The organism is Pedobacter sp. PLR, assembly GCF_026239675.1.
Lineage (GTDB): Bacteria > Bacteroidota > Bacteroidia > Sphingobacteriales > Sphingobacteriaceae > Pedobacter.
Genome location: NZ_JAPIVQ010000013.1, coordinates 1 through 25,801, shown reverse-complemented (window position 1 = coordinate 25,801; position 25,801 = coordinate 1). Strand labels below are relative to the sequence as shown.

General features: G+C 37.6%; 20 protein-coding genes. 1 reads left to right on the top strand and 19 read right to left on the bottom strand.

Annotated elements, in window-relative coordinates; genetic code table 11:
* Positions 1-184 precede the first annotated feature (184 nt).
* The 6 genes from OQX61_RS23865 to OQX61_RS23840 form a co-directional block, all read right to left on the bottom strand.
* Complete coding sequence (locus tag OQX61_RS23865) at positions 185-919, bottom strand: hypothetical protein (protein WP_265844355.1); 735 nt, start codon at positions 917-919, stop codon at positions 185-187.
* Between the two features lie 105 nt (positions 920-1,024).
* A complete protein-coding gene (locus OQX61_RS23860; RefSeq protein WP_265844354.1) occupies positions 1,025-1,528 on the bottom strand; it encodes a hypothetical protein in 504 nt (167 codons plus the stop codon).
* A gap of 23 nt (positions 1,529-1,551) precedes the next feature.
* A complete protein-coding gene (locus OQX61_RS23855; protein WP_265844353.1) occupies positions 1,552-2,970 on the bottom strand; it encodes a membrane dipeptidase in 1,419 nt (472 codons plus the stop codon).
* Positions 2,971-3,032: 62 nt separating this feature from the next.
* A complete protein-coding gene (locus tag OQX61_RS23850) occupies positions 3,033-4,253 on the bottom strand; it encodes a membrane dipeptidase (protein ID WP_265844352.1) in 1,221 nt (406 codons plus the stop codon).
* 40 nt (positions 4,254-4,293) lie between these two features.
* Entirely contained in the window at positions 4,294-5,625 is a 1,332-nt protein-coding gene (locus tag OQX61_RS23845) for an alkaline phosphatase family protein (protein ID WP_265844363.1), read from the bottom strand.
* Positions 5,626-5,662: 37 nt separating this feature from the next.
* Entirely contained in the window at positions 5,663-6,259 is a 597-nt protein-coding gene (locus OQX61_RS23840) for a hypothetical protein (protein WP_265844351.1), read from the bottom strand.
* Between the two features lie 433 nt (positions 6,260-6,692).
* Here OQX61_RS23840 and OQX61_RS23835 point away from each other — a divergent pair, with 433 nt between their 5' ends.
* Positions 6,693-7,475, top strand: a complete 783-nt coding sequence (locus OQX61_RS23835; protein WP_265844350.1) for a LuxR C-terminal-related transcriptional regulator — start codon at positions 6,693-6,695, stop codon at positions 7,473-7,475.
* A gap of 290 nt (positions 7,476-7,765) precedes the next feature.
* Here OQX61_RS23835 and OQX61_RS23830 read toward each other — a convergent pair whose 3' ends face one another.
* From OQX61_RS23830 to OQX61_RS23770, 13 genes are all read right to left on the bottom strand, one after another.
* Positions 7,766-9,262 carry an alpha-L-fucosidase gene (locus OQX61_RS23830; RefSeq protein WP_265844349.1) on the bottom strand — a complete coding sequence of 499 codons (1,497 nt, stop codon included), beginning with the start codon at positions 9,260-9,262 and terminating at the stop codon, positions 7,766-7,768.
* Positions 9,263-9,310: 48 nt separating this feature from the next.
* Positions 9,311-10,606 carry a glycoside hydrolase family 18 protein gene (locus tag OQX61_RS23825; RefSeq protein ID WP_265844348.1) on the bottom strand — a complete coding sequence of 432 codons (1,296 nt, stop codon included), beginning with the start codon at positions 10,604-10,606 and terminating at the stop codon, positions 9,311-9,313.
* Positions 10,607-10,762: 156 nt separating this feature from the next.
* Positions 10,763-11,722 (bottom strand): DUF1735 domain-containing protein, encoded by a 960-nt coding sequence (locus OQX61_RS23820; RefSeq protein ID WP_265844347.1) that lies wholly within the window; start codon positions 11,720-11,722, stop codon positions 10,763-10,765.
* Positions 11,723-11,755: 33 nt separating this feature from the next.
* On the bottom strand, positions 11,756-13,627 hold the full coding sequence (locus OQX61_RS23815) for a RagB/SusD family nutrient uptake outer membrane protein (RefSeq protein ID WP_265844346.1): 1,872 nt from the start codon (positions 13,625-13,627) through the stop codon (positions 11,756-11,758).
* 19 nt (positions 13,628-13,646) lie between these two features.
* Positions 13,647-17,132 (bottom strand): TonB-dependent receptor, encoded by a 3,486-nt coding sequence (locus tag OQX61_RS23810; RefSeq protein WP_265844345.1) that lies wholly within the window; start codon positions 17,130-17,132, stop codon positions 13,647-13,649.
* A gap of 168 nt (positions 17,133-17,300) precedes the next feature.
* Positions 17,301-18,461, bottom strand: coding sequence for a FecR family protein (locus tag OQX61_RS23805; protein ID WP_265844344.1), 1,161 nt, complete (start codon positions 18,459-18,461; stop codon positions 17,301-17,303).
* A 69-nt stretch (positions 18,462-18,530) separates the two neighbouring features.
* Positions 18,531-19,091: an RNA polymerase sigma-70 factor gene (locus tag OQX61_RS23800; protein ID WP_265844343.1), complete on the bottom strand. Its 561-nt coding sequence runs from the start codon at positions 19,089-19,091 to the stop codon at positions 18,531-18,533.
* Positions 19,092-19,617: 526 nt separating this feature from the next.
* Positions 19,618-19,929 carry a hypothetical protein gene (locus tag OQX61_RS23795; protein WP_265844342.1) on the bottom strand — a complete coding sequence of 104 codons (312 nt, stop codon included), beginning with the start codon at positions 19,927-19,929 and terminating at the stop codon, positions 19,618-19,620.
* Between the two features lie 267 nt (positions 19,930-20,196).
* A complete protein-coding gene (locus OQX61_RS23790; protein WP_265844341.1) occupies positions 20,197-20,877 on the bottom strand; it encodes a hypothetical protein in 681 nt (226 codons plus the stop codon).
* Between the two features lie 315 nt (positions 20,878-21,192).
* Entirely contained in the window at positions 21,193-22,785 is a 1,593-nt protein-coding gene (locus OQX61_RS23785) for a discoidin domain-containing protein (RefSeq protein ID WP_265844340.1), read from the bottom strand.
* Positions 22,786-22,907: 122 nt separating this feature from the next.
* Positions 22,908-23,252, bottom strand: a complete 345-nt coding sequence (locus OQX61_RS23780; protein ID WP_265844339.1) for a hypothetical protein — start codon at positions 23,250-23,252, stop codon at positions 22,908-22,910.
* A gap of 58 nt (positions 23,253-23,310) precedes the next feature.
* Positions 23,311-24,552: an MFS transporter gene (locus OQX61_RS23775; protein ID WP_265844338.1), complete on the bottom strand. Its 1,242-nt coding sequence runs from the start codon at positions 24,550-24,552 to the stop codon at positions 23,311-23,313.
* 4 nt (positions 24,553-24,556) lie between these two features.
* Positions 24,557-24,715, bottom strand: coding sequence for a hypothetical protein (locus tag OQX61_RS23770; RefSeq protein ID WP_265844337.1), 159 nt, complete (start codon positions 24,713-24,715; stop codon positions 24,557-24,559).
* Positions 24,716-25,801 lie beyond the last annotated feature (1,086 nt).

Genomic DNA, 25,801 nt, shown 5'->3' with positions numbered 1-25,801 from the left:
TGAATGGTAATAAAATGAAGATTATAGGTACACTTACGTGGGGATGAAATCTAATACAAGATCACAACTAAATTCCACCTACACAATCACCCAAAAGAGTGAATATCAACCTGATATCCCTGACAAAGATTACTTCTTTAAAAAGCACACTTAAAGTAAGTACTATAGAAGCTAATAAAAACAGCTACGATATACCCAATTTCCCCTTGATCTGGGCTGCAATTTTGAGTGTCTTTGAAGATTCGCCTGGAATTTCCTTGATGAGTTTTTTAACTTTTTCTCGATATGGCTCTAACCCCTTGATTGGGAATCCATTTAAAACAATCATGGAATTATAAATGCCATTATCGACATCAATAAGATCATTTTTTGTTTTAAACCATTTCTCGCAATATGTTAAAAGGTCAACTAAAAACTTATCATCTGATTGCCAACTAGTTGAAATTTCCCCATAAGCTTCCTGTCTTTTAGACGAGTCTTTATCAAATAAACCTGTAATCAAATCTCGTCGCTTAGACCGATACAAGTCTGCTACACCAGTTCCTTTACCTGGATTTTGTTTGGTAAAAATGTCCGCAATGGTCTTTCCTAAGGCTGGCGCAGCATAAAGCAAAGCCGCTATGGCTACTTCCTTTCCTGTCGAATCTTTTCCTGTCAGCTGGGGACTAAAATCCCTAATCATCTGAACCTGAACAATATTCAGTTTACTGTTTTCCAAATTATTCTCCTGATCAGTTTTTACTTCAGAAAGTTTTATTTGTCTGTCATTGTAGGACTGAGTAAAATACCACCCTAAGGCCGCTATTACCAGAGGCACCATTGCTGTAGAGACTACTTGCAACTTATCCCAAAAGTCCCTTTTGTTTTCTTTAAGCGAAGCCTCAATCTGGTCAAGACGCTTCTTTACTTCTTCTTCCATATAACAATCATTTTAAATAAAAAACATCTAATGAAAAATCATCAATTCACAAAATTCAACACCAATCACTTTCCCTTATCACAATTCTTTTATTTGTTCTTTCTTTCATCTTTGAAACATTGATTTAACAACCGAAAAAGCATAAACTAGAATCACCCACACCAAAAGCGCAAACTTAGGCCAGGCCAAATAACAGGTAGGCCAGAATTCAACAACATTACCCGCATGATGAAAACTGTGCAGCAGCCTAATGTTCTCGATAATATCCAATACACCAATTAGAACAGCCAGAAAAAGATTAAATCGCAGAAGTTCATTTAACCATAAAGCTTTCTCCCTTTGCATTCTTGCATTCGAAAGGGTCATTATTAGCGTAACATAAACCACAATAAAAAGAAAATCAAGATGGGTATTTTGCCGGGCTAGCGACAAAAGGGTTTGATCCCCATAATATAATTGCTGCCAATTGGAGACTATTGAAGCACCATGTTCCTTTTTGGAAAGCTCCAGATCAATAATACCATAACCGCTATTCTTTAAAAGTGCCTGTTCCTGGTGAAACATGAATCCGAAAATGATGAGTAAGAGTAAAATCAATATCTTTTTCATAGCCACTTTCTCTTTTAAATGTTTTATTTGAAGTTTTTATTCAGAAAGCGGATCATGTTGCCATTCATGAACTTTTCTACAATCTCATCAGCAGTGATTAAGTTTGTTGAAATAGACATGCTATACCGTGGGTTATCAACGAAACTAGTCGCATGAACAAGGAGATTTTGCTTTAATGTCAAAAAATCCCCGGAAGTCCAGACTCCATCAATAGGGTTGACAATACCATCATTATCACTACCTATACACTGAATATCCCAGGCTGGCAACCGGTTAATATCCATTAAAACCGCAATGTATTCAATCTGTCTCCACACCAGTAAGGCTGCATATAACAAAATACGCTTTCTTCCCAGGTTCCTTTTAAACAGGGCGATTTCATGACTACTCGCAATGCGTCTTTCATCCAACTGGATTCCAAAAAGTCCTTTGCTTTTCCCAATCTTCACCAGCTCATTATCAGAAAAATTGATATCGGCACTTAAAAATATGTTGTAAGCATGATCATCACCACGAATTGCTCCATGACTAACTATGACTGGTATATTTTCATTTGCAAATTCCTGATCTAATAAATCAAAATATTCAGTCCTGGCCTTAATACTCATATGTTTGATATCAATGAGAATTCGCTTTCCTGATTCTTTCTCTAGCAAGCCGCGGATCATTTGCTTTCCCATAAGGTTTATACCTTCTCCCAGCATATAACTCTGATCGGTAATGAGTCTGACTGAAAAATCTGTCAGGCTTGATGCATGTCCGCACAGGCCATTATAAAAATGATGCGCAAAAGTGATAAACAAAGGGCAATGCTCCCAGGATTTCACTTTTCCAAGATTCACCAGCAAACTCTGGGCAACCTCCAGATCATCACTTCCTATATCCGGGAAACGATCATAAAGTGAATGCATACCTTCAAAGGAAAGTCCGATGTACACCGTAAATATCCCCTCGACTTGTTCAACTTCCATCTGGCTGAAATTACGTAATAACACATATCTAAGCTTCCTGGTTCCAATCTCCAATACTTTGCCATCCAGTGCCTTTAAAAACGCATATTCATTTTCCAAATCATCAAAGTATCCATTTTGCTCATCCTGAATAAAGTGAATTCTATTCCGTCCAATACCAGCCACCAAATTTACCCCATCCGAAACTAAATCACCTGGAAGCGCGCCCTTTCGGGCAAAACCTTTTTCAAAGGGATAGAGTGAACAAAAGACCAAACCGACTCCACCTTTTTCGAGCGCCTGAATACTGGCCTGTGGAAAAATCGTAAGACCAAGCATCCTATTGAGCAACCGGGCGATTAAAGGTGGCTTACCATAGTAATAAATACTGTCTTTAATCAAAGGATCTGTTCCCGGAACCATCCCCGGAAAGCTACGACCATAGGGCTTCATAGTAGGATGACAATGTAGATCTGCAATAGCGATATTCATACCTGAAGAAATTAAAACACCCAAATAATTATCATATACAGCAGCTTTTAACAGCCGCGGGGTTAATCTATTCTAAAATTTTCCCTGATCACCCTCAATGCATTTCCGTAACATATCTGTTCAGCTTCAGCAACGCTAAAATTGGCTAAAATTGCTTGCCTCAATTTATCAATTTTGCTGATGTGAGAAACATCCCTTGGTATAGTTGTAAAACCATCTAAATCAGTACCAATAGATACATAGGACAAGTCGCCATCAGCAGTGCATTTCTTGATGAATCCAATCGTATCTATAACTAACTGTATACCCAGATCATTTTCTAAAATAGCATCCTGTTGATCATCACCATTTTGCCAATAATTCATCAGGATCATCCCAATCAGGCCGCCATATGATTGTATCTTTAATATTTCCGGAGCATCTGGTAGCAGTAATTGATCATCTTCATTTAACATAAGGTGTGCTACCATTGGTCTTACGCCAGTATGTGAAAACACAATAGGTCTGATTCTTTTACCAAGAACCCGCCTTTCGTCCAATATTTCATAAACCCGATTGCGGGTTTCTACCGAAGAATGTACCAGGTCTATTATCATACCATGATCCTGACACCAATTCACTACAGCCTCACCGATAGCCGTTAATCCTTTAGGTCCCGATGTTGAGCGGGAATAACCAAAGAATTTCGCCTCTCCCGGGGGAATACCACCAGCTGAATCGCAGAGGTTATTTGGAAAGAAATGGGCTAGCGTCAGGATACAAACACCAGCTTCTTTTAACTTCTGCAAGTTGTCCAGGTAATCCTGGATATCAGGTAAGTTTTTACCCAGATGATGACCTCCTTCCAGCCCATGTAGGATGATCATTTTATTTTCATTAAATGCAGCTTCAAATTCCAGTGCATTTTTAGGACTAGTTATGTTAAAGGCTCCGGAATCATTCGCTTCCTTTACTTGATCGTTCATTTTACCAATCCCTTCCATAGCCTGGTCAAAACAGCCATTACCATCGAGACCTGATTCAATTTTTTTGGTAATGCTAATCCCAAGACCTTTCATCAAACTAAAAAGCCATTTTGATTTACGCATAGTTCCTAATCCCGCCTCAGGAACATACTGAAACGAAAGAACACATTGAACCCCACCAGTTTTCATTCCCGGTAAATCAACATGCATTTGTCCAGGCAAAAAATCACTACCATGGTGATGTTCTTGTGCAATTTTAGCATTGCAGAGATAAACTTTTAAGGAAGGGTGGCAATGTATATCATAAATTGGTATCATATTTAAAAGTATTAAAGAGTTAATTTTCAGGACCAGAGTATCAAACCTGACCAGTCCTTTTTCTGGCTAAATCCAATTCATCCCTCCATCGAAAAAGTTCAGGATATTTAACCCTTACTTTTTCAGGAAACCTGGCCATTAAATCCCTGGCTGACAACTCAAAAGACAAAGGGATACCTTCCGTTGGCGGGGTACATGTTGTGTCGCCTAAAACAGAACGAACAAGAATAGGTGCTGAATCAGGTTGAGGAGCATCAGCCAAATTTTGTTGATCACTAAGTGCAACCGAAATACTGGAAATTTTAGGCGACTGATTAGCTCGGGCTTCCAAATCAGGCGAATAGGGAATACCTGGCGTAAACTTTTCGGCTAAAAACTGCAATACAGAGGTATGATCAAACAATTCATTACAAACACTACCTGGTCTAACCCAGGGAGATATAAGGATACCCGGTATACGAACGCCTAAACTATCAAAATTAAAAGGTACCTCTTCGGTAGTGGTACTTTTACATGCAGGAGGTGGAACATGATCATAAAAACCACCGTGTTCGTCATAATAGACAACCATCAGCAATTCTTTCCAGACCTCTGGATTTACAATAGCTGCCTGATAGGTTTTGCGAAGAAAGTCCTCCCCCCATCCAATAGCTAAAGGAGCATGGTTATCATTAGGTTGTCCAGGCCCGATACCATGGTAACTGGGTTCAACCAGAATTACCTGTGGGACATCATTATTCAACATATCACTGTACAAATGTTTATAATTTCGGAACTTTGGGCCAAGTACATAGCGCCAGAGTTTGGGATACAGCGTGAAAAATGAGAAACCGTCATGATAGACTCTCCAGGTAATTTTATGGTCATTCATCCATTTAAATATATTTCCATTAGCAGACAAGCCCTGGAGTTTTGTTTGATGAACAGGTATCTCACCACAGAAAGCCATACTTCGGTTAGGCTGTGTGCTACTGGGAACTGAGGAAAACCACCGGTCGCAGGTGCAAAACTCACGTGCCAGGAAGCTCGTCACTGGCACATCCTTATCTGTGAAAAAACCCATGGGTTCTGATTCAGGATTGGGCTGTTGTCCTGTTTTCATAGCATAAGCTTCTACAAAACCATCCATATTTAACTTGCCATTCACACTTGAGCGTGCCAGCTGAATTTTCACCTCATTAAACTCATGTGGCAGATCAAAAGGAAGTTGCAAATCTGTTTGAATCGGGAAAGGTAGATAAGCCCCTCCCTTGTATAGATTTTCATACTGAGCTAAGGGATTTTTCAAGCCATCGGCAAGCGGTTGAAGTCCCTGGTAGCTCAAATGACCAAGCATATGATCAAATGAGCGATTCTCAAACATGAGTAACATAACTGTTTTTATATTTTCCAATGACATAATACTGTATTTAAAAACTTATCAAAACACTTAATTTATCGTCTTTTATCAATTCTGAATTACTCTTCTCCTTGTCAGAAAGTGCGGAACGGAATTGCCATAATCCATTAACGCTGGTTCCCTTGAAAATTCGACTTTCCTCATCTGGAGCAAGCTTGACAGACCGGCCGGAATGAGAAATATCAAGATCCCTACCGGAAGTATTGATTATGGAATTAATAATCAGTTTATTACCAAACCTTACCTTATCAATCTGTTCGGATACGATCAATGAGTCATTAGATAAATGACCATGAAAGACAATCCTTGCTTTATTCAGGATTGCCACCTGTACAGGCGGAATTACCCTTTTGCTATGACCAGGATCTACCAATTTGAAATTTCTGTAAATAATATCATCGCCAAAGTAAGTATCATAAATAAGTAGCTTTCCATTTCTATTATTTTCCCAACTTACAAAAACACTGTCATTCGCTTTTATTGTTTTAGGTTGAACATCAAAATGGTAATTTTTAGATCTGCAAGCAGCCAACAAACTGACGATCACTAAGCCTATCAGCAGAGGACTGCATTGTTGGTTAAATTTAAGACCAGTTGACTTTTTCATAATGAAGGCTTAGTTTCTTATACATTGGTGATAATCTAGTGATGATAAGTTTGGAATCTCCCTCAAGAATGGAAAACAGTGCCCATGCGATAACTACTGAAATCGCAGTGGACAAAAAGGAAATCTCTGTCAGGTTCATATCATGAAATAATTAAATTGAGCACAAAAATCAACCAAAAAGGTATCCCCCCTTTTATAGTCTGAATCTCTTGAATTATCAACAGAATTATTATTTTTCAATGCGCTTGTTTTATTAAGCTGTTACTTTGCCAGGCATAAAAGGTAGAACAATGTTAAAATTCTTAACCACAAATAAACCTAACACAAGGTCTTAATTATAATCCCCCTAAACAATCCCTCAAAAGAGTGATAATAAAGCCCTTGACTAAAGGCAAACATTTCTTTATATTTAAGTTATCTAACTAATCAATGTATGAACGCCTCTCAAAGACCAACAACAAGCGAGCTTTACCAATTAGCGGGTTATCCTGATAGATTGGAAATTGAAACGATTACATTGTCTGGAACCTATCCAACTTCAGAAAATTTAGAGAGTCCTTTCAACCATGGTTATTCCTGTATTTTCAATTGGTCTTCTATGCAATACTTCTTTATGAGTGATTCTGTTAAGAATATTTTAGGCTATACCAGCGAGATTTTTTTAGAAAAAGGCCTGAATTTTACGCTGAGTATTGTTCACCCTGAAGACATGCTAAAACTTAAAGAACTCCATCAATCTATCTTTAACTATTATTACAGTATCTTACCTGAACAACGGCCAAAACTAAGATTTAGCTATAACCTTAGAGTAAAAACAGCAAACAACGATTATATTCATATTTTAAGGCAGAGTACTTTTATTGAATTTACGATAGATGGGAAACCGACTATTGAGTCCATTAACAGTACAGATATCACTGGTTTCAAATACAGCAACAACATCAATCTGAACATTCATCAACTATCTGATTCGGGCACTTACACACTTTGTCATGAACAAGAATTTTCAGAAGTTCAAACCAAACTCACAGAAAGAGAAAAGCAGGTACTGGAACTTGTAAGATTTGGATATACGACAAAAGAAATCGCTTATCATCTATACTTAGCTATTGAAACGGTAAAGAGCCATCGAAAACACATTATTGCTAAAACTGGTGCCTGTAATATGACATCCGCAATCAATATGGTAGTTAACAAGATACAATCACCGAAGTAAATTGGTGAATTTTCTGGATATCATGTTATGCTCTTCTATATGAAACAGCAGAACTATTGCAAAGACATAAGTTTTAACATGGCAAGAAGTAGCAATGTATTTTCTAACGCCTCTTATGGAGCCAAAAAAACCTCTATTTGTGAACTTCAGTTAGGGGCTTTTTGGCTCGCGCTTTAAGTGAGGGGTAAATGTTGTAAATTTGAGATAACACACAAGTAAGATGATTAACAAAAGCCTTCTTATTCTTTCCATTTAACCCTAATTTAATGAGGGTTAGTCCATCATTAAACTTATGGCTGCTTAAATAATCCAATCTCAGAAATGGTGGGATTTAGCCGTGATTGTTCAATTTTTAATCTGACTTTTCTTGCTTTAACAGGCTTAAATTTAATTAAGCGTTTATAACCAATTGTGGTTCCTTGCGATGCGATTTCCCACCTTGTAGCATTCCAATATTCAACTGTAAATTTCTCTATGCGTTGACCAATGCTAATATTTTCTTGAAGAGAGATCACATCAAAAGTTTTCGATGTTTTTAAATCCAGTTCGATTATGGCTGTACTATCATTTGCTTTGGTTGTCCAGCTTGTATTATACTTACCATCAAGTAAAGCTTTTGTATATATGCCGTTAGGAGATGTAATTTTAGCTCCCCTGGCAAGGTTAATTTTAAATGTTTCCGCTCTTAGTTTAGTCCAGGCTTTTAAATTCTTTACGTCAACTTCACTAATCAAACCATCGGTATTTGGCGGAATGTTTAATAACAATACACTATTCTTACCTACAGAATGGTAATAAATGTCGAGCAGTTTTTCCGGAGATTTAACTTTGCTGTCTTCAGTAGGATGATAAAACCATCCCGGCCTGATGGATACATCAGTTTCTGCCGGATACCATACTAAGCCCTTTGCATTTTTAAGTTTATCTCTTCCTCCAATATCAGAACCCTGTAAAAACCCTAATGGTTTGATGTTCATTTCGGCCTGAGAATTTGCAGATACTACATTCTGATCAAGGTTGTCTGTGGGCAATACACTCCATTCAGTTTCTCTTCCATAGCCCGTTTCTGTGCCTACCCAGCGTACGTCTGGCCCCATTACAGCAATGGTTGCTGTAGGCTGTAATTTACGGATATGCGCATACCAGCGGTTAAAATCATAGTCCTGTTTTTTACCATTAGGGCCTTCGCCATTTGCACCATCAAACCATACTTCGTCAATTCTTCCGTATTGGGATAATAATTCAGTTAACTGGTCTATAAAAAAATCATTATAAGCCTCTGTACCATAAACAGCTGCATTCATATCCCATGGGGAAAGGTAAATACCAAATCCAATTTTGTATTTTTTGCAGGCATCTGCCACTTCTTTTACCACATCACCGTTACCATTTTTCCACGGACTGCTTTTTACAGAATGCACGGTAGTTTTTGTAGGCCACAGGCAAAATCCATCATGATGTTTGGCGGTTAATATGACTTGTTTAAAACCAGCATCCTTAGCTATTTTTACCCACTGTTCTGCATTTAGCTTTGTAGGGTTAAATATTTCAGGGTTTTCTTTTCCGGTTCCCCATTCCCTATTAGTATATGTGTTTACACCGAAGTGAAAAAAAGCAGTCAATTCAAGCTGCTGCCAGCGCAATTGTCTGGGTGTAGGCGTAATATCTGCAGCTTTTTTTAGGATTTCTGCCTGTGTTTCACCAGATTTAATAGTGGTATAACTTTGCTGTGCCTGGGCCAGGCTGCATATTAATAACACTGGTAAAATTAGTTGATATGGTTTCATGTGTGTGTTATAATTTTGATATCGATCTAATTACTTTCTGCATTTCTTTTAACGCAATAAATTACTCCCCAAAGCAGTTAACAAAGGATTAGGATCGCTAGCACCGTTAATAAAGCCTCTAGAAAGTTCCCATATCATTGCTCCTTTAAGCCCATTTGTCTTTACATATTTACATTTTTCTATAATTGCATTCTCATCATCGTATGTAACCATTTGTTTAGTTCCAGAATTTACTAAATAAGATTGTTTAGATATATCATCCCAGTATTTAACGAAGCCATTAGCTGGCATGTTTTTGATATAATCGTTATAGAGGCCTGTATAAGCTTTATCCGCACCGTTAGTATTCGCTTTGATGCCCCCCAATTGAGTAAAATTATCAAATGCCCATCCAAAGAAAGGAACACCAATAACTATTTGTAAGGGATTTATCCCGCGTGTAGTTTTTAAATAGCTAATAGCTGTTGAAATGGTAGAGTTTGCCCCTGCACTTGCATTGGTGTAAATAGGACTGTTGAAGCTAAAACTGGTTGTCCAACCGGTGGCATATTCATACGTCATTGGTGAAAACCAATTCACACATTTTGCCAATTTTGTATAGTCAAAAAATTCTCCAGACCAATTACCTACCGGGCAAGCTAAGGTAATAATCATATCTTTTTTTGATAAAACCGGTGATGTGAAAAAAGCCACTCTAAGTTCTTGTGCGAAATTTGTAATGCCTAATCCGTCACTTGAATTTTTAGGGTATTCATAATCCAAGGTAATCCCATCATAAGATCGCTCTTCACAAAGTTTTACCAGATTAATTATAAACTGTTTTCGCAAGCTTTCGTTTCCAAAAATAGCTGAAAGGTCACGAGTATCTTGTCCGCTACCACCTGCAACTCCCATTAAAACCTTTACGTTAGCAGCATGTGCTTTTGCAATAAGCTGATCTCCATAACCAAGAAAAGTTTTGTCTATAAGACCCGGATACAAACTATATGCAGCTTGTTCATAGGCAGCATCTCCATAAGTGAGTGTGGGATTAGATGCCGATGTGGGCCTTAAAAAGGAATAGACAATATGTGTAACATTGGAATAGTTGATATCATTCCACGAGTAGGTATACCATTTAGAGGGAGTTAAATAGGCTTCCACAACTTTTTTAGTATCCAATACAATAAAATTGGAATCTTTAGGCGGTGTGTGTGCTATTGGGATTGTAGCTGGTGGAATAATAACAAGCTGACTGTCTGATTGTGGAGATGTACCTTTTTTAGAGCAACTCAATAATGTAATACTGGAACATATAATTGCGGCTAAAAAAAAGACCGCTATAATTGATTTGTTTTTTTTCATTATGTAAGTATTATTTATTCAATTAGCGAAATGTATATTATAATAATGACAGAATAACATGCAGCAGGATCAAACACGACCTGCTGCATGATTAAATTCGTATGACAAAATTTAATAATTATTCAACTCCAAAGATTTGAACTTTTTGTAGATGATTTAAGGTTTAATTCCTGTAGCTGTTAGCTCGGCCAAAGTAAGACTCTCCGTAGTTGTGTTCTGAAGTCTAATATAACGTCCAGACACTGCGGGAAGTATTATTGAAGGCAAGCCGGCTGGAGCATCCTGATAATACTTATAAACACCTGGTTGCGCCAATGAAGATGCCACAGACACACCTGTAAAAGGTACATCCGAAATAAATACATAGAATTTTGCGGTACGAAGGTTACAACAATCGGTTCTGTTCCAAATATCTATCTGATCAATTCTTGGGGAAATAGCTCCCAAATCTACTTGCCAAAACTCTTCATTACCTGCTCCGGTTTCTACTCCCTGTCCAGCACCAAGGTTTCCACCAGTAATGCCATCATTTCCTCTTCCAGCATTAGCCTGGTTGCCCTTAGACATTGATGCGGCTTTACCAGTAGATAAATTACCAATTACTGGTGTTGGCGCTCTTACGATATAATATTTGGTAGCTATAGCAGAATTTAAAGTAATATTGTTTGCTGATGTTGATGCAACTTTTACTGGTAACAAATATGCCACATCGGTAGTAAGCATATTAGCTTTAACTACCACATTTGTTTGATTAGAAGCAATGGCACCTGTAGGTATGGTTACGTTGGTCGTCTCTAAAGAATAACTACCTGCGGGCATAACAGCATATCTGGTGTTTTGCGCGGCATTAAAAGTCGCAACCATACCATTATCTACAGCAAGAGTAACCTCTACATTTGAAGTAAGTGCTGTTGATATAGCGGCGGCTATTGGAAATTTATACGGAATAGTAACAAACGACAACAATGTTTTATTTTCGGTAGCAGAACTGCCAGCTAATGGAACAATATAAATACCATTCAATTTTTCATTAGTTGTTTGTTTTTTACATGAAAGGAATATTGAAATAGAGCTAACTATTAAAATACCCATACAAAGCACAAGTTTTGTTTTCATTATTTTATTTCTTAGTATGTTAAATAATATTTATTACCATAATGGGTTTTGTACCAACAATTTACTTTTTTGGACTTCAGCAAGAGGAAGTGGATATAAGTACATTGCTCTATTGAAAATTCTGGTTTCAAAAGTAGTTCTTGTATAAAACCCACCAATGGTCAATTGGCTCGAATTCATATTCATACCAGTTGTTGCTCCACCTTGCATACTACCTGCTTGATCGGCAATCATCCATCTTCTTACATCAAAATAACGTTGACCTTCTGTAGCAAGTTCTACTCTACTTTCTGCTTGTATAGCTTTTCTGAATCCAGCTTTATCACCCATTAGTCCCGGCTTAATAACAGATAGCTTTGGTATACCAGCCCTATCTCTAACTTTATCTAAATAAATAAAAATATTAGGATCACCCGGGTTTACTTCATTACAAGCTTCGGCATATAATAAATAGAATTCTGCCAGGCGGAAAATTATAGCAGGTCTAAACTGTGATGTAGGGTTGGTTCCTTCATTGCGCACATTGCGAGCAAATCTTTTATATAATAAATAACCAGTGTACGGATTATCAGCTGCGCTATTATCATTTCCACTTCCTTTCTGGAACTGTATCTGAGCATTGCTGATTGGCCATTTTCTGTTTTGATAAAATACAGTTTGATAGAATCTCGGATCTCTTTTAACCCACATCCTAAACGTACCCACATCTGTTCTGCCAGATGGATCTTCTCCTGCTACTGAAAAGCCATTTTCACTATATAGAGGCGATTCATTAATAGGTAAACCATCAATCATAGGAAAAGCATCAACAAGTTCCTGTGTTACGCCAACACCAGCAAAACCAGTTCTTTCAGTTCTTGGGGTTAATCTTCTATCGGTACCATCTTCATTTACCCTTCCCCAGGTTGCAGTAGGGTTTGCCCAAATAATTTCCTTATTATTATCCACATCAATAAATAAACGATACAAACTTTCATCTGGATTATACGTACCGCCAGGGCCTGTATTTAATTTAAATAAGTCGAATTTACCATTGGCAAAGGTCAAAAAATCTTCAAGTGCTGTTTTAGCAGTCTGCCATTTTGCAGCGTTCGTAGTTGGAAATAACACTTTACCGTCTTTGTTTTTTAAAGCCATTGCTTCTGTAAATCCACCATTGTATAATGGACTAGCTGCAATAACTAATAATTTAGCTTTTACAGCTAACGCTACTCCCTTTGTGGGTACCGCTGCAACTGAAGAATTAAGTGGTACATTATCCAACCCTGGTACTGTTGCTGTAAGTTCATCACTGATAAAATTTACCACTTCATCTACACTGTTCCTGGCAAAATCAAGATCCGGGCTACTGGGATCTATCGGTTTATTCATAATTGGAATAGGCCCATACTCTTCAAACAACAAATAATGGTAATAAGCCCTAAAAAATCTGGCTACATTTTTCATTTTTATTGCATCTTCTTCGCTAATGAAATCTGTAGCTGAACTTACTGGGGTGGCTTTGGCATTTTCTATAAAAACATTAGCTTGCCTAATCAGTTTATATAAAGATATCCATCTACCAAATTGCGCACTACCTGCGTTGTAGCCATTAGTAGCTATATTTCTTGAATTGCCTTGGGCAGCTTTTGTTTCATCAGACATAGATGTCCATGGATTATGTATTCCAGTCATGTTACCCCCGCTACTTCCATCAATACATATAAAAGAAGTATTAGGCATACCAGAAAAAATGTTAGCATAATATTGCCTGACAAGTGAAGGGTTTGAGAAGACTTTTTCTGTAGTTAGCTCTGGTGCCAACTGTTCAGAAACCCCTAAGTAATTCTTTTTGCATGATTGCACCGAAATCATGAGCACTGTAATAAAAAGAATTTTGATATATTTTGATGATATTTTTCGCATTGTAATAAAATTTAAATTTTTATAATGATACTTCCAGGCCGAATGTGAAACTTCTTGACTGAGGATAGGTTACACCTGAGTTTAAGTTACCTTGTTCAGGATCCCAATACTTGATACTATCCCAGGTAAAGAGGTTGTAGCCTTGTACATATATCTTAGCATTACTAATTTTCACTCTTTCCAACCATTGTTTTGGTATTCTATATCCTAATTCTGCTGTTTTCAATCTTAAAAAACCTGCGTCTCTTGCCCACCAGGTACTGGATGCCTGGTTATTGGGGTTAGTACTTGTACGTATGCGAGGAAACAGTGCATCTTGGCTTGGATTTGCAGTTGTCCACCTGTCCCGCACTGTTGCACGTACACTTGATTCATCTACACCAAAAGTGAATGGGAAAAATCCCTGAGGGTTACTTTGTCCTAAAATTGTAGTGGTATTAGCAACACCAGTAAAGAATACACTTAAGCTGATGCCTTTATATTCGTAGCTGGCGCCAAATCCAAAGTTAATTTCTGGAGTTGATGGTTTGCCTACGTATTTGGTTTGATCAAATTGGTTGATCAAGCCGTCACCATTCAAATCTTTATACTTGATGTCACCTGGCAATACCGTACCAAAAAATGATTGAGAGGCGATATCCGTTTTCAAAGTATAATTTTTGGATCCATCTGGGTTGGTTGTGATGTTAAAATCACCATCCGCAAATAATCTATCCGCTACATAAACGTTATTAAAATTTAAATTGTTCCCTGTACTAGCCATCCATGGGTAAAGTGGAGTAACCTCATCAAGTTCTAATACCTTGTTATGGGCATAAGTAAAGTTTCCTCTGAAGCCTAAAACAGAATTTGAACCAATTCTTTGTTGGTAGGTTAAACTAGTTTCAAAACCTTTATTAGTTACTTTACCATAATTTTGAAAAGGTGATTGGTTAAAGCCTGCTGCACCAGAAACGGTTTGTCTTTGAACTAAAATATCATATCTGTAATTATCAAAATAATCGAGGACAAGATTTAGTTTATTGCCAAAAAAGCCTAAATCAACGCCAAAGTTCTTTTTCTCTTCTGTTTCCCAGGAAAGGCCTGGAGCACTAAACCTATCTTCTGTATATCCCGAATATTGGTTTTGAACAGCACCTGAATTATAGCCTAAACTAGCCCCCGTAGCTCCTGTAAAGCCACCTCTATATAAAAAACGTTGTGCTACACCGCCAACAATATATTGGTCATTCCCGGTTAATCCATAAGAAGCTCTTAACTTAAGACTTGAAACGATTTTTTTTAAGGCCTCAGGATAAAAATGTTCATTACTGGCATTCCAGGCAACACCTACTGCAGGGAAAAAACCGTATCTATGTCCATCTGCAAATGTTTCAGAACCGCTGATGCCCATATTTGCGTCGATTGAATAACGTCTATCATATGAATAAGTGACACGGCCAACGTAAGCTAATTTTCTAAATGGGAGTCTATCTATTGCATTCTGATCATATTTTGTAATCTGGGATTCTTTCTCGTAAGCAAGCGCCATAGCTGTAACGTCATGCTTTTCAGAGAATGTTCTATTATAGTTTAATGATCCTTCTATGTACACATTTTTTGTAGAATTTAACGTTGTAACGCCTGGCACAATTTGGTCTGTACCACTTTTAATTTGTGTATAGATTAAGTTACCATTAATATCCCTGCCGGTACCATAATAGGAGTTGATGGATTTTCCGTTAGGTGTTGTATACGTGCCGTAATAATCATAACTAGCGCTTATTTTTGCAGATAATCCTTTAGTCAGAAAATCCAACTTCTGCTCAAGGTCTACCTTCGATTGGATATTTGTTCTGTACTCATTGGTGTAGCCTGAATTATTTAGCAGGTTATATGGGTTAGAACGGTTAAAACTTGTACGAGGGTGATCTGCAAGCTTGCCATCAGAATAAATTGCCGGATACAGATATGGAGGAGCAGTGGTAGCTAAATTAAAAATAACAGCTGATGCTGATAATCCATTGGTTTGTGGTACTCCCGGGTAATTCGTTTCTAAGTATTGTCCACTTATATCTACCCTTAACATGGTAGTAGGCGAAACATCTAAATCAATATTACTTCTAAGATTATATCTTTTTAGCCCAATGTTACTACTGTATTGCGCCAAGGCATTATCTTTAAACAAACCGCTTTCTTTATAAAAAGCACCTGAAACAAAATATTTTGCTTTTTCGGCACCTCCTCTAAAACTGATGTTATGCCTGGTGTTATAAGTATTATCTCTTAATAGCGTTTTAAGCCAGTAATTATCTGGATATAAGTCTGGATCGATACCACTTTTATATTTATCAATCAGCGCTGCATCAAAAATTGGCGCCTTGCTTTCGTTAGCCAATGCCTCATTATAAATGCTTAGATATTCTGCAGAACCTACAAATTCTGGCATGCGTAAAGGTGTTAATGTACTGTATTCACCTCTGTAGGTAATTTCCGTTTTTTGTACCCTACCTCTTTTAGTAGTTACTAGTATTACCCCGTTAGCACCTTCGGCACCATAAACTGATGTGGCGGCAGCATCTTTAAGCACACTAAACGTTGCAATCTCATTAGGATCAATATCTGTAAAGCTTCGTGGCACACCATCCACCAATATTAATGGGTTTTGTGCACCATTGTAGGTGCTTATGCCTCTAATCCAAAAAGTAGAATTGTCGTTACCCGGTTCACCACTTCTTTGAAATGAAATAATACCAGCTACCTGACCTTGTAAATTATTGCTCAAGTTTCGTCCACCGAATTGCAAGGTTTCACCGCTCACAGAGCTGATTGAACTTACCACACTTTCTTTTTTCTGTTTTCCAAAAGCAACAACTGTAACTTCATCCAGCGATGAGTTGTCGGGGTTTAATATTACATCTATTACATTACGACCACTTACAACAACTTCTTTCTTAAGATAACCAACGAAGCTAAAAACTAAGGTTGATCCATCAGGAACTTTAAGCATAAACTTTCCATTAATATCAGTAGTAGTACCAATTGATGGTTTATCCTTTACAAGGATACTTACCCCTGGTAGCGTTTCCATTGTGGTAGCATCTTTAACTGATCCTCTCACCTCAACATCAACTCGTCTAATAGCTTTATCTCCAGCTACTTTACTCACAATCGTGATGGTCTCGCCATGCATATTAAAGGAAAGATCAGCACGTTCAAGCGCTTTATTTAATGCTGCCCGGATATCAACATTTTTAAACTGAAAAGTTACGGGTGCAACTTTTTGAATGCTTTCTTCGTTGTATAAAAAGCGATAATTGGTTTGTTTACTTAATTCTGCAAAAACTTCTTTAAGTGGTGCATTTTTCACAGAGATATTAACTTTCTGTGCTTTGCCATTGGCGAATACCCCTAATTGGAATACAAAAATTAATAGAATGACAAGTTTCATAATTTTGAAAACTATTGGTGTACTGGGAAATGCTTCCCGATAGGCAATATTTTGTCTGTGACAAAAGAAATTCATACTTTCGTTTGATTTAGGTGATTGAAATACGTTCGTTTAACTGTTTTTTTGTGCCTGAATTACTTACCGGGAGTGGTGGTACACTTCCGGTATTCATTTTATCAGGCAAGATTGGTCTGGTCGGTTTTTAAATCATATTCTTATTGATTGGTTTAGGTTGCTTATTAATTAGTTGATTATTAGGTTTTTATTTTCTATGCTAAAAGATAGGTTACTTACATCTTTTAGCATAACTAAGACTTCGCTGAGCTTTGCTCGTCGACTAATATGTCCACTAATGTGGATATTAGGTGCTGTTTTTTTGTAAACAAGTTTTAAATCGTACCATCTACTTATTTCAATTAAAGCGGGCTCTAAGGCATCATTGTTAAAATAGAAATCTCCTTTAACCCAGGCAACGGCCTTTTCTGTATCTCCTTTCGAAATATTTATATCTTCTTTATTAGCTAAGGCTTGCTTCCCTGGTACCAATATATTAGATTTTTTGCCATTACTTACTTTAACTGAACCTTCTAAAAGTGTGGTTTTAGCGGTTTGATCATAAGATGAAACATTAAAATGCGTTCCTAAAACTTCAATTTCAGATTCGTTTAGCCTTATTTTAAAAGGATGTGAAGCATCTTTAACAACTTCAAAATAGCCTTCGCCTTTTAACTCTACTTTTCTATCTTTTTCTGTAAAACTTACTGGATATTTAAGTTCAGACATGGCGTTAAGCACTACTTTAGATCCATCTGGCAATGTTACCGCATAAGTTCCTGCTTTAGGTACAATTAAAGTGTTGTACTTCATTTCGGAAGCTTCTTCTATTTTTTGATCGTTGTATGTAATCTTTCCATCGTTACTAACAATGGCAACCCCACTTTCATCAGTAATAGCTAGTTTTCCTTTATCTAGCGTTACTTCTTTTCCATCAGATAAAATAAGAATAGCTTTTTGTGTGCCTGGCAACACATCATTTTTGTAGTTTTTGGTAAGATCTGGCACAATGCCCGGATCCTTTTCATTGCTATTGAAATAAAATATAGAAGCGCATATAACCGCTAAAAAGATAGCTGCATATTTTAAAAAGGCGAAACGGGGTTTATTAGAAATTTTAACTGTCCTGGAATGGCCTTGAATTTTAAGCCAGGCTTGATCAACATCCAGGCTACGCATGTTTGATAACCTTTGTTCTAGCGGAGTTGCGTCTTTATAGGCTTCCAATAATTTATATCTTTCCTTATCTTCCTGTAAAAGAAACATAAGTCTTTCCTCTTGCTCCTTGGTTAAGGTGCACAATAGGTATCCAGAAATTAAATCTGCTAATTCAAAATCTTCTTCTTGCATGGTCTATACTGGTTATATAAACTAAGAAACTTGAAGCGGGAAAAAGGATGGAAAGTATTTTAAAAAAAATTACTTATTTATATACATTACTACAAAAAGTGCCATTGCAGCTTTTCCAAGATGTATTTTCATTAGATCGAGTGCTCTTTTCTTTTGACTTTTTACCGTATTGATACTGATATTCATTTCTTTTGCAATTTCGCTATTGCTTAATCCTTCTAAATAACCGTACCTAATAACCATAGCGCACCCTTTTGGTAAGGCATTAATTTTCTCGTAAATCTCTGCAACTACCTCAGCGTGTATTATTCCTTCTAATATTTTAGGATCGGTATAAATATCTAACGGATTTTTCTTGTTGTAAACATCAACTACACTATTGTGTCGTATTTTATTTAAACACGCATTTTTTACGGCAGTATATAAAAATGATTTTACAGCGTTAAAGTTATCTGAGATTTTTTCTTGCTGCTCCAGGTAAACTATAAAAGCGTCCTGAGCCATATCTTCGGCTAGTTCTTTATCTTTTAACAGGTAATTAGCAAAGTCACAAAGCCGTGGATACAGCTTTTTAAAAAGCTGTTCTGGAGTAAAAATACATACAATCTCGTCATTGCTGTTGCTGGACATCTCCTACTTTTCTGCTAATATCTATTTTGCATCCTGTTCATCGTACTTGTCAATCAATTGATTTAATTCAACTTTCATTTCAGCGACAACTTTTAGGAGAAACCGAATGCTCGCCATTTTCATAATAGTGATACGCCATTATGTTATACATAATACGACTAAGTACTGAATTATTTCATTTATTTGCAAATATTTATTATTTAAATAATGGAATTTGTTAGACCTAATGTATAACATATCTGAGTTTTTAGTTAAACAGAAACTAAAATCGCATTAAGACTTGAAAAGAGTTCGAGAAGTACCATAAAGCCAGGCAACAATGCTCGGACTCAAAAAATGCGTTAATAAGTCTGTAGCCTGAATCTTATCAAGATAAGGCCTCACAGACAAAATAAGCCCATATTCCTTTGCCTTATTATGTGGCAATTATCATAGATAATTTACCAAAACATAAAAAGTCGGAAGAGAAATCTTCCGACTTTGATTAAAAAAGCTTTTTTTTAAAATGCTTTGATGGAGCTTATAACTATTGAACTACTTTACCATCCTCAGCGATTTTGATAGAAGCAGTTTCTGCGTCTTTTTTCACATCGATCTGGTAAAATGTAGTTTTGTCAGCGTTGGTTACCAGGAAAGCGGCTACTGGAGTCCATGCTTTAACTGGTTCACTTTGTAATGTTGTTTTTACTGCTTCTGGAAGATCTTTCAATTCAACTGGAACTTTAGTAGTACTATCTTGTTTTACGGTAATAGCTACTGGACTTTTTACTTCTGATGCGCTTACTGCAGTGATTGATGCGAATGCTAAAAATGCTGCTGATAAAATGATCTTTTTCATATGTTATGTTTTTCAGTTATTATTCTTGTTAATTATGATTAGACTATGGTTCATAATGGTGCCATGAATGATCTTACCGGCATCAAACTGAAAAAGAGTCCGTTACAAACTTAAGTCAAATTTTAACTGTAGAGAAGCGCCTCACTTTGCTGAGTAAAGAAGCAGATGAAAGGGAATATAAGAACTGAGGCGGCAAGGATCTTTGCTCTGAGCGTAGTTCATTTACCCTCTTTCGGCAAGTGTTCCGCCTGCACGCCCAGCTGGTTACTATAAAACCGTCCGCATATTTTTTCGTTCTTCGGCCTTCCAAATGGGTAAATTAGTTAAATCTATTAGCATCATTGAATCAGCCATATTCCATACACCATACATCCCTGCTTTAGAGATCCACCTTACTTCAGCAGTCTTGGTTTGACGCGTAACCTGAGCTACCTGATCATTAATTTCAGATGTAGTTCCATATAAAGAGTTGGCACTATCCGCAAATGTCTCCACTGATATCTTTACGGGAGTGGTAGCAGTAGTGGTAAGTTCAGTAATCATCAAATTATCATTTACTGCGATCCAGCTTTTCATCTTCACCGGTTGAGAAGTAGCTGTATTCATCCGCAATTCATTCCCAAGTTGATCCATCTGATAATTAAACTCCTTGGTAACAGGAGACTTCACAATAATCTGGACTCCACCAACTGGTAATGCTGCTGGTCCTGTACCTGCCCAGTCACTCCATCCGTCAGTTACAAAGTCTACCTTGGATATACGAAAATTCTGACTGTTACCTGAGGTGCGGCACACCACCCCAACATCACCATTTCCTATATAGGGCCCAATTGGAGCACTTTTTGACTTGATACTGTGGTAACCGAATGGCGTATCCCAGGTTGCTGTAAGTAAACTTATTTTCTTTGCAAAGAACAGCGAATCCGTTTTAGTTTCATCGATTTTCAAAGACTTTTTGCTTATCAACCCCTTCCCCTTAACTTTGTGGTATCTTTAATTCCTGCGCATGGACTGTAAAGCTCCAAAAGAGAAACTTTACGCTTCCCGGAAGCTCAGACTAAGCCCTCTTGATATAAGAATTCTTATAATTATAAACCTAGATAAGCGCCCTGATTTTTACATCAGGACTAATGAAATGTATCGAGATTTTCGTACGAATTTAAAAAGCAACTGTATGGAAACTACCATAGTATCGAGATACTTAAGGCGCCAAATTGGCGCCTTAAAGAATTAGAGAACGTTAAAATAGGAGATTAATTTTCATCAATACAACCCAAACTCGCCAATGGCAGAGTCATTTGTTCCGTCCCGGTTGGAAGTCACCACCAGCCTGAAATAACGGGCCGTAACCGGCAAACTAAGGTCAAAATATTGATATCCTGGTTTATCGGCAGCTACAAATGCTCCTGCTGAAACAAAACCGGTAGATGCTGAATTACTAAACTGTATTTCGAAATCTTTAACTGGTTTTTGACCATCCGCCCGCTGCAGGAAGGATACCCCTTTAATGCTGCGTGCAGCTACCATATCCCCACGGAAACTATGCGGAAGTACTGCCGGGGTACCACTTGAATATTTAGAACGCCAGTAAGTATTAATTTTACCGTCAATAATATTTGAAGCAGGATAACTGCTTTCCTGTGAACTCTGTGCAATGATGCTCCAGCCTGTCTTTTCGTATTCATAACGGAGATTAATGTTTGGAACATCATTAACAAAGTCAAAATAATAGATCGACGGAGAAACTGCGCCGTTCTGGTGAACCAGCTTTACTTTTAGCTCATAGGCATAATTGCCTGTGTAAAACAGCTCATTTATAGGTAGAGACACTTTGAAACTATCCTGACCAATTACCTCACTTCTCCAGGTTACCGCATTATAGTCGTTATTTGTCCCTGTCCCCTCGTTACCCACATTAGGATCAAGATAATAAATAACATTGGCAACATTTACGGAGCTTTGAAAACGGCCTCCCACTTCAATATTGCCTGACAGTGCATCATATCTTGCTACGATTCTCCTGATGGATGCGGTTACCGGTTGATAATAGGAAATGGAATTATTGGCCTGAAAAACCTCATTCACATTTAATATCGCACAATCCGCCTCTGTAAGAAATGATTGATTATCGATGAATTTTCGCATTCCATTACCCATTAAGGAATAACCTAGAGCAGGGTTTGTGACATCAGAAACCTTTCCACTACCATGTGGAACATTTAAAGCATGTGCCATTTCATGAAAATTTGCGGCTATCCAGCCTACGGCTCTTCGGGCTTGAGGCGTATTTACCCCCATATAATTGATATTTAAATCCGGGTAATCCAATAGAAATGCCCATTTACCATATCCATAAAATGGCACACCACCTGGGTTACCATCAGCAGAATATTTATGCGCTGGCATAATGACCAGCATATGCTGACTAGTGAATTCAGCGGGGTGTGCTGTCTTATATGCGTTAACTTCAAGGACAACATTTCCAACTCCACCCTGATAAGGATAGCTCTCTTTTGGTAGGTTCCCCTTGATCACTACAATTTTGACCAGATTAAGACTGTCATCTTTCAACAGACCATAAGTTTTATACCCATAACCACGTGCCTGCATGTTATTACCGAAATAACTCTGTCCGTAGATAAAAACATCACTTAACCTCTTGTGCCAGCCGGCTAAGGTATCAAGATCAGCAGGGATAAAATAAACAAGGGTAAGGTTCTTGTCGCGATCGCTGGTATAAGTGGTATCTACTGATGTAGGTCCAAGGTCTTGTGCAAGACGGAATTCAGCAGTCTTTTTACAAGCGCTGAATGCCAGCGCTAAAAAGAGCAGAAAATAGAGCGGTTTGATTTTCATAATTTTCTTGGTTTGGTTTGGTTTGGTTTGTGAATTATATATAATTTTTCATTTGTGGTTTTATATAAATGCGAAACTTGATTGTAATCGAAGTCAACCATCCTAAATAGAATAACCTTGTCCTAACTCTCCCTCAGCAAATCATAACCAGCATTCCGTAATATTCTATTTAGCAGCATCAGGCCGCGATTGCCGAGATTTAATACTGATTTCAACTGCTTTATAGAATATTTTTCTACAAAAAAAGTGACCGTAATATCATCTACCGATGTAAACGGCATTTTTTGATAGGAGGTTTCGAACTCTAAAAAACTCTTGATTGGATTAATCAAACGGTCGGTAGCATTTTCCGTTAGCAGCTCTAATATCCCTCTACCTGCAGCATGATTTTTATTGATTTTCTGCTCAATTATAGTTTCTACTTCTTTTTTTTCTGGTGTCCCCGGATATTCCTCTTTGTTTATCATATTCGCTACAGGTAATTATTAACAAACACCTAATTTTAAGTAAGTCCTGATATCAGCCTTACTCTGGTTCAGTAAAATCAAGATCCTTATCGTGCGTTTCGGGAACAGAAAGGATGCAATAAAACCCTATACCAAAACAGATCACTCCCAATAGCGCAGCGGCATCCAGCTCCAGCACATGAGGTTTGAGATAAGCATAAAAAGTAGTCATCAGTATGACCGTACCACGTACCATATTTGGAATTGTGGTAGCGGCAGTGGCACGTACATTTGTACCAAACTGTTCTGCTCCAATGGTCACAAACATGGCCCAATAGCCTATCCCAAAGCCTAGCCACAAACACATCATGTAAAGCCCTTCTGCTGTCTGAATTCCCGCATACAGGTAAACTATCGTTCCAAAGAGGGTAAAAAGCATCATGATGGCTACTGCCTTTTTTCGCGAGGCGAGATAGTAACTGAATACACCGCTTACCAGATCGCCCGCTGCAAGTCCTATATAACACCACATTACTGCAAGTCCTGGTTTCACTTCCTCTGTAATTCCCAGGGCCAGGCCAAATTCATTACTGAAGGTGGCTAGAATACCGATTACGTACCAGGTGGGCAGGCCGATTCCTATGCATTTTATATAAAGTTTTAAGCGTCTGGCATTAGTGAAAAACGATAAGAAATCGCCCTTTTTCAAGTCCCCTTTTTCAGCCATATGTTTAAACATACCTGACTCAAAAACACCTATCCTTAAGAACAACAGCAAAATCCCCAGGCCACCGCCGATAAAGTAAGCATAGCGCCAGCTAAAAAGTTCTACCGTAAAGTAGGCAGCCACTGCACCCAGGAGCCCTACTCCTGCTACTACAGAGGTGCCAATTCCCCTTAACCTTTTCGGCAGGCTTTCTGATACCAGCGTAATCCCTGCGCCAAGCTCTCCAGCTAAACCAATTCCAGCTACAAAGCGAAGTATCTTATATATGGCCACATCCTCTACAAAACCACAGGCAAAATTGGCTATAGAATAGGTAATGATAGAACCGAATAAAACAGAGAGCCTGCCCTTTTTATCGCCTAAAACCCCCCATAGAATTCCACCCAGGAGCAGTCCGCTCATTTGCCAGTTTAAAATACTGGCTCCTTCAATTGATATTTCGGCCTCATTCAATCCCAGATCGGTTAAACTGGGTATCCTTACTATTCCGAAGAGTAAAAGATCGTATATATCTACAAAATACCCGAGCGAGGCTACAATCACAGGAGCACTCAATAGGTACTGCCATGCCTTTTTATTTTCGTTAACTGTCATTTCCTTACTGGTAGATGAATTTTAGGGTAAATTGACACTTGTTAAAGGTCGCCGGAGCTGAAGAAATCCCACTAGACTGTAGTGATTTGGCCGATTGTGGCCTGGTGTTGAACGCAGCAAATGGTGTTACTACAAAAAGAAGAGACAGCTTTCTCGTCATCATTATGTGTATTTGGTTTATAGGTTTATTGTCCAGCTTAATTTCTGTTAATTTGAAATGCTGGGCGGTAATCTAAATTTAGCACGACTTAATGCGAAACCCTATCTTTGGGTTATACAATCTCACACCAATATACTGATCAACACATGCGTCTATAAAACAGACCGTTACAGTAAACAGAGAATAACTTTGTACAATCTAATGCTTTTCAGGAAGCTGAATAACGCTGTAAAAAGCAGCGATGAAATTTGGAAAATAACTATATCGGTTATCGCGACGGGTACTAATTTAAGATTATCGATGTTTTTCGCCCGCCATTCAAATCAAAGGACTTTCCTAATATTTGTTTCTTTAAGTCGTTAGGTATATTTGTCCAAGTTGTTCTTCCTATAAGAAGCAGTATTCACAATTTTTTTTAACGGCAATATTCTAACTCATTGTGATAATTAAAATACCTGCAATTGGTTCCAGAACCCCTCTTTTGCCCTTAAATCATCGGTAGTAATTTACCCCCAATTTTAGCCCCAATTAGGGTAATTAAGGTGATTTAAGAGGAATTAAGATACACTAAGCGCAATGATTTACCCTCAAAATTTTAGGGCATAAAAAAACGCATTCGAGTTACAAATGCGTTACAAACGCAGAAAAACAAAAGCATAAATCCAAAGATATGGACAAAAGAAACCTACATAACTTACTAACGATTAGCAACTTACTTGTCGACCCTTGTCATGGTTATGTGGTAATTATCATCGGTTATTTCCCGATACAAATTGTACAAAAAATAGCAGTTGTTATTTCTCCTTTAATTTCTCTAATAATAAGTCAATTTGGTACTTATTTTAACTCCACCTTATTTTTGATCAACTTCGATTTGAATTAAAAAGAATTTTTACTTGAGTACCTTTTTGAGGATGCCATGATGGTCTATAATCGATGTAACCATAATTCTTTAATTCTCTTATAATCTCTTCGTTTTCAAAAAAGCTTGATTTTAAAGTCCAGATAAAATATATAAGATGAAATAGTTTCTTCAATTTGCCGATCAGTATTACTAATGGTTACTGAATGGTTAAAGTTCCCCTTGTT

Bases quoted from the DNA above. Each gene is read 5' to 3' on its own strand.
- OQX61_RS23865 (WP_265844355.1), bottom strand. From the start codon at position 919: ATGGAAGAAGAAGTAAAGAAGCGTCTTGACCAGATTGAGGCTTCGCTT.
- OQX61_RS23860 (WP_265844354.1), bottom strand. From the start codon at position 1,528: ATGAAAAAGATATTGATTTTACTCTTACTCATCATTTTCGGATTCATG.
- OQX61_RS23855 (WP_265844353.1), bottom strand. From the start codon at position 2,970: ATGAATATCGCTATTGCAGATCTACATTGTCATCCTACTATGAAGCCC.
- OQX61_RS23850 (WP_265844352.1), bottom strand. From the start codon at position 4,253: ATGATACCAATTTATGATATACATTGCCACCCTTCCTTAAAAGTTTAT.
- OQX61_RS23845 (WP_265844363.1), bottom strand. From the start codon at position 5,625: ATGTTACTCATGTTTGAGAATCGCTCATTTGATCATATGCTTGGTCAT.
- OQX61_RS23840 (WP_265844351.1), bottom strand. From the start codon at position 6,259: ATGAAAAAGTCAACTGGTCTTAAATTTAACCAACAATGCAGTCCTCTG.
- OQX61_RS23835 (WP_265844350.1), top strand. From the start codon at position 6,693: ATGAACGCCTCTCAAAGACCAACAACAAGCGAGCTTTACCAATTAGCG.
- OQX61_RS23830 (WP_265844349.1), bottom strand. From the start codon at position 9,262: ATGAAACCATATCAACTAATTTTACCAGTGTTATTAATATGCAGCCTG.
- OQX61_RS23825 (WP_265844348.1), bottom strand. From the start codon at position 10,606: ATGAAAAAAAACAAATCAATTATAGCGGTCTTTTTTTTAGCCGCAATT.
- OQX61_RS23820 (WP_265844347.1), bottom strand. From the start codon at position 11,722: ATGAAAACAAAACTTGTGCTTTGTATGGGTATTTTAATAGTTAGCTCT.
- OQX61_RS23815 (WP_265844346.1), bottom strand. From the start codon at position 13,627: ATGCGAAAAATATCATCAAAATATATCAAAATTCTTTTTATTACAGTG.
- OQX61_RS23810 (WP_265844345.1), bottom strand. From the start codon at position 17,132: ATGAATTTCTTTTGTCACAGACAAAATATTGCCTATCGGGAAGCATTT.
- OQX61_RS23805 (WP_265844344.1), bottom strand. From the start codon at position 18,461: ATGCAAGAAGAAGATTTTGAATTAGCAGATTTAATTTCTGGATACCTA.
- OQX61_RS23800 (WP_265844343.1), bottom strand. From the start codon at position 19,091: ATGTCCAGCAACAGCAATGACGAGATTGTATGTATTTTTACTCCAGAA.
- OQX61_RS23795 (WP_265844342.1), bottom strand. From the start codon at position 19,929: ATGAAAAAGATCATTTTATCAGCAGCATTTTTAGCATTCGCATCAATC.
- OQX61_RS23785 (WP_265844340.1), bottom strand. From the start codon at position 22,785: ATGAAAATCAAACCGCTCTATTTTCTGCTCTTTTTAGCGCTGGCATTC.
- OQX61_RS23780 (WP_265844339.1), bottom strand. From the start codon at position 23,252: ATGATAAACAAAGAGGAATATCCGGGGACACCAGAAAAAAAAGAAGTA.
- OQX61_RS23775 (WP_265844338.1), bottom strand. From the start codon at position 24,552: ATGACAGTTAACGAAAATAAAAAGGCATGGCAGTACCTATTGAGTGCT.
- OQX61_RS23770 (WP_265844337.1), bottom strand. From the start codon at position 24,715: ATGATGACGAGAAAGCTGTCTCTTCTTTTTGTAGTAACACCATTTGCT.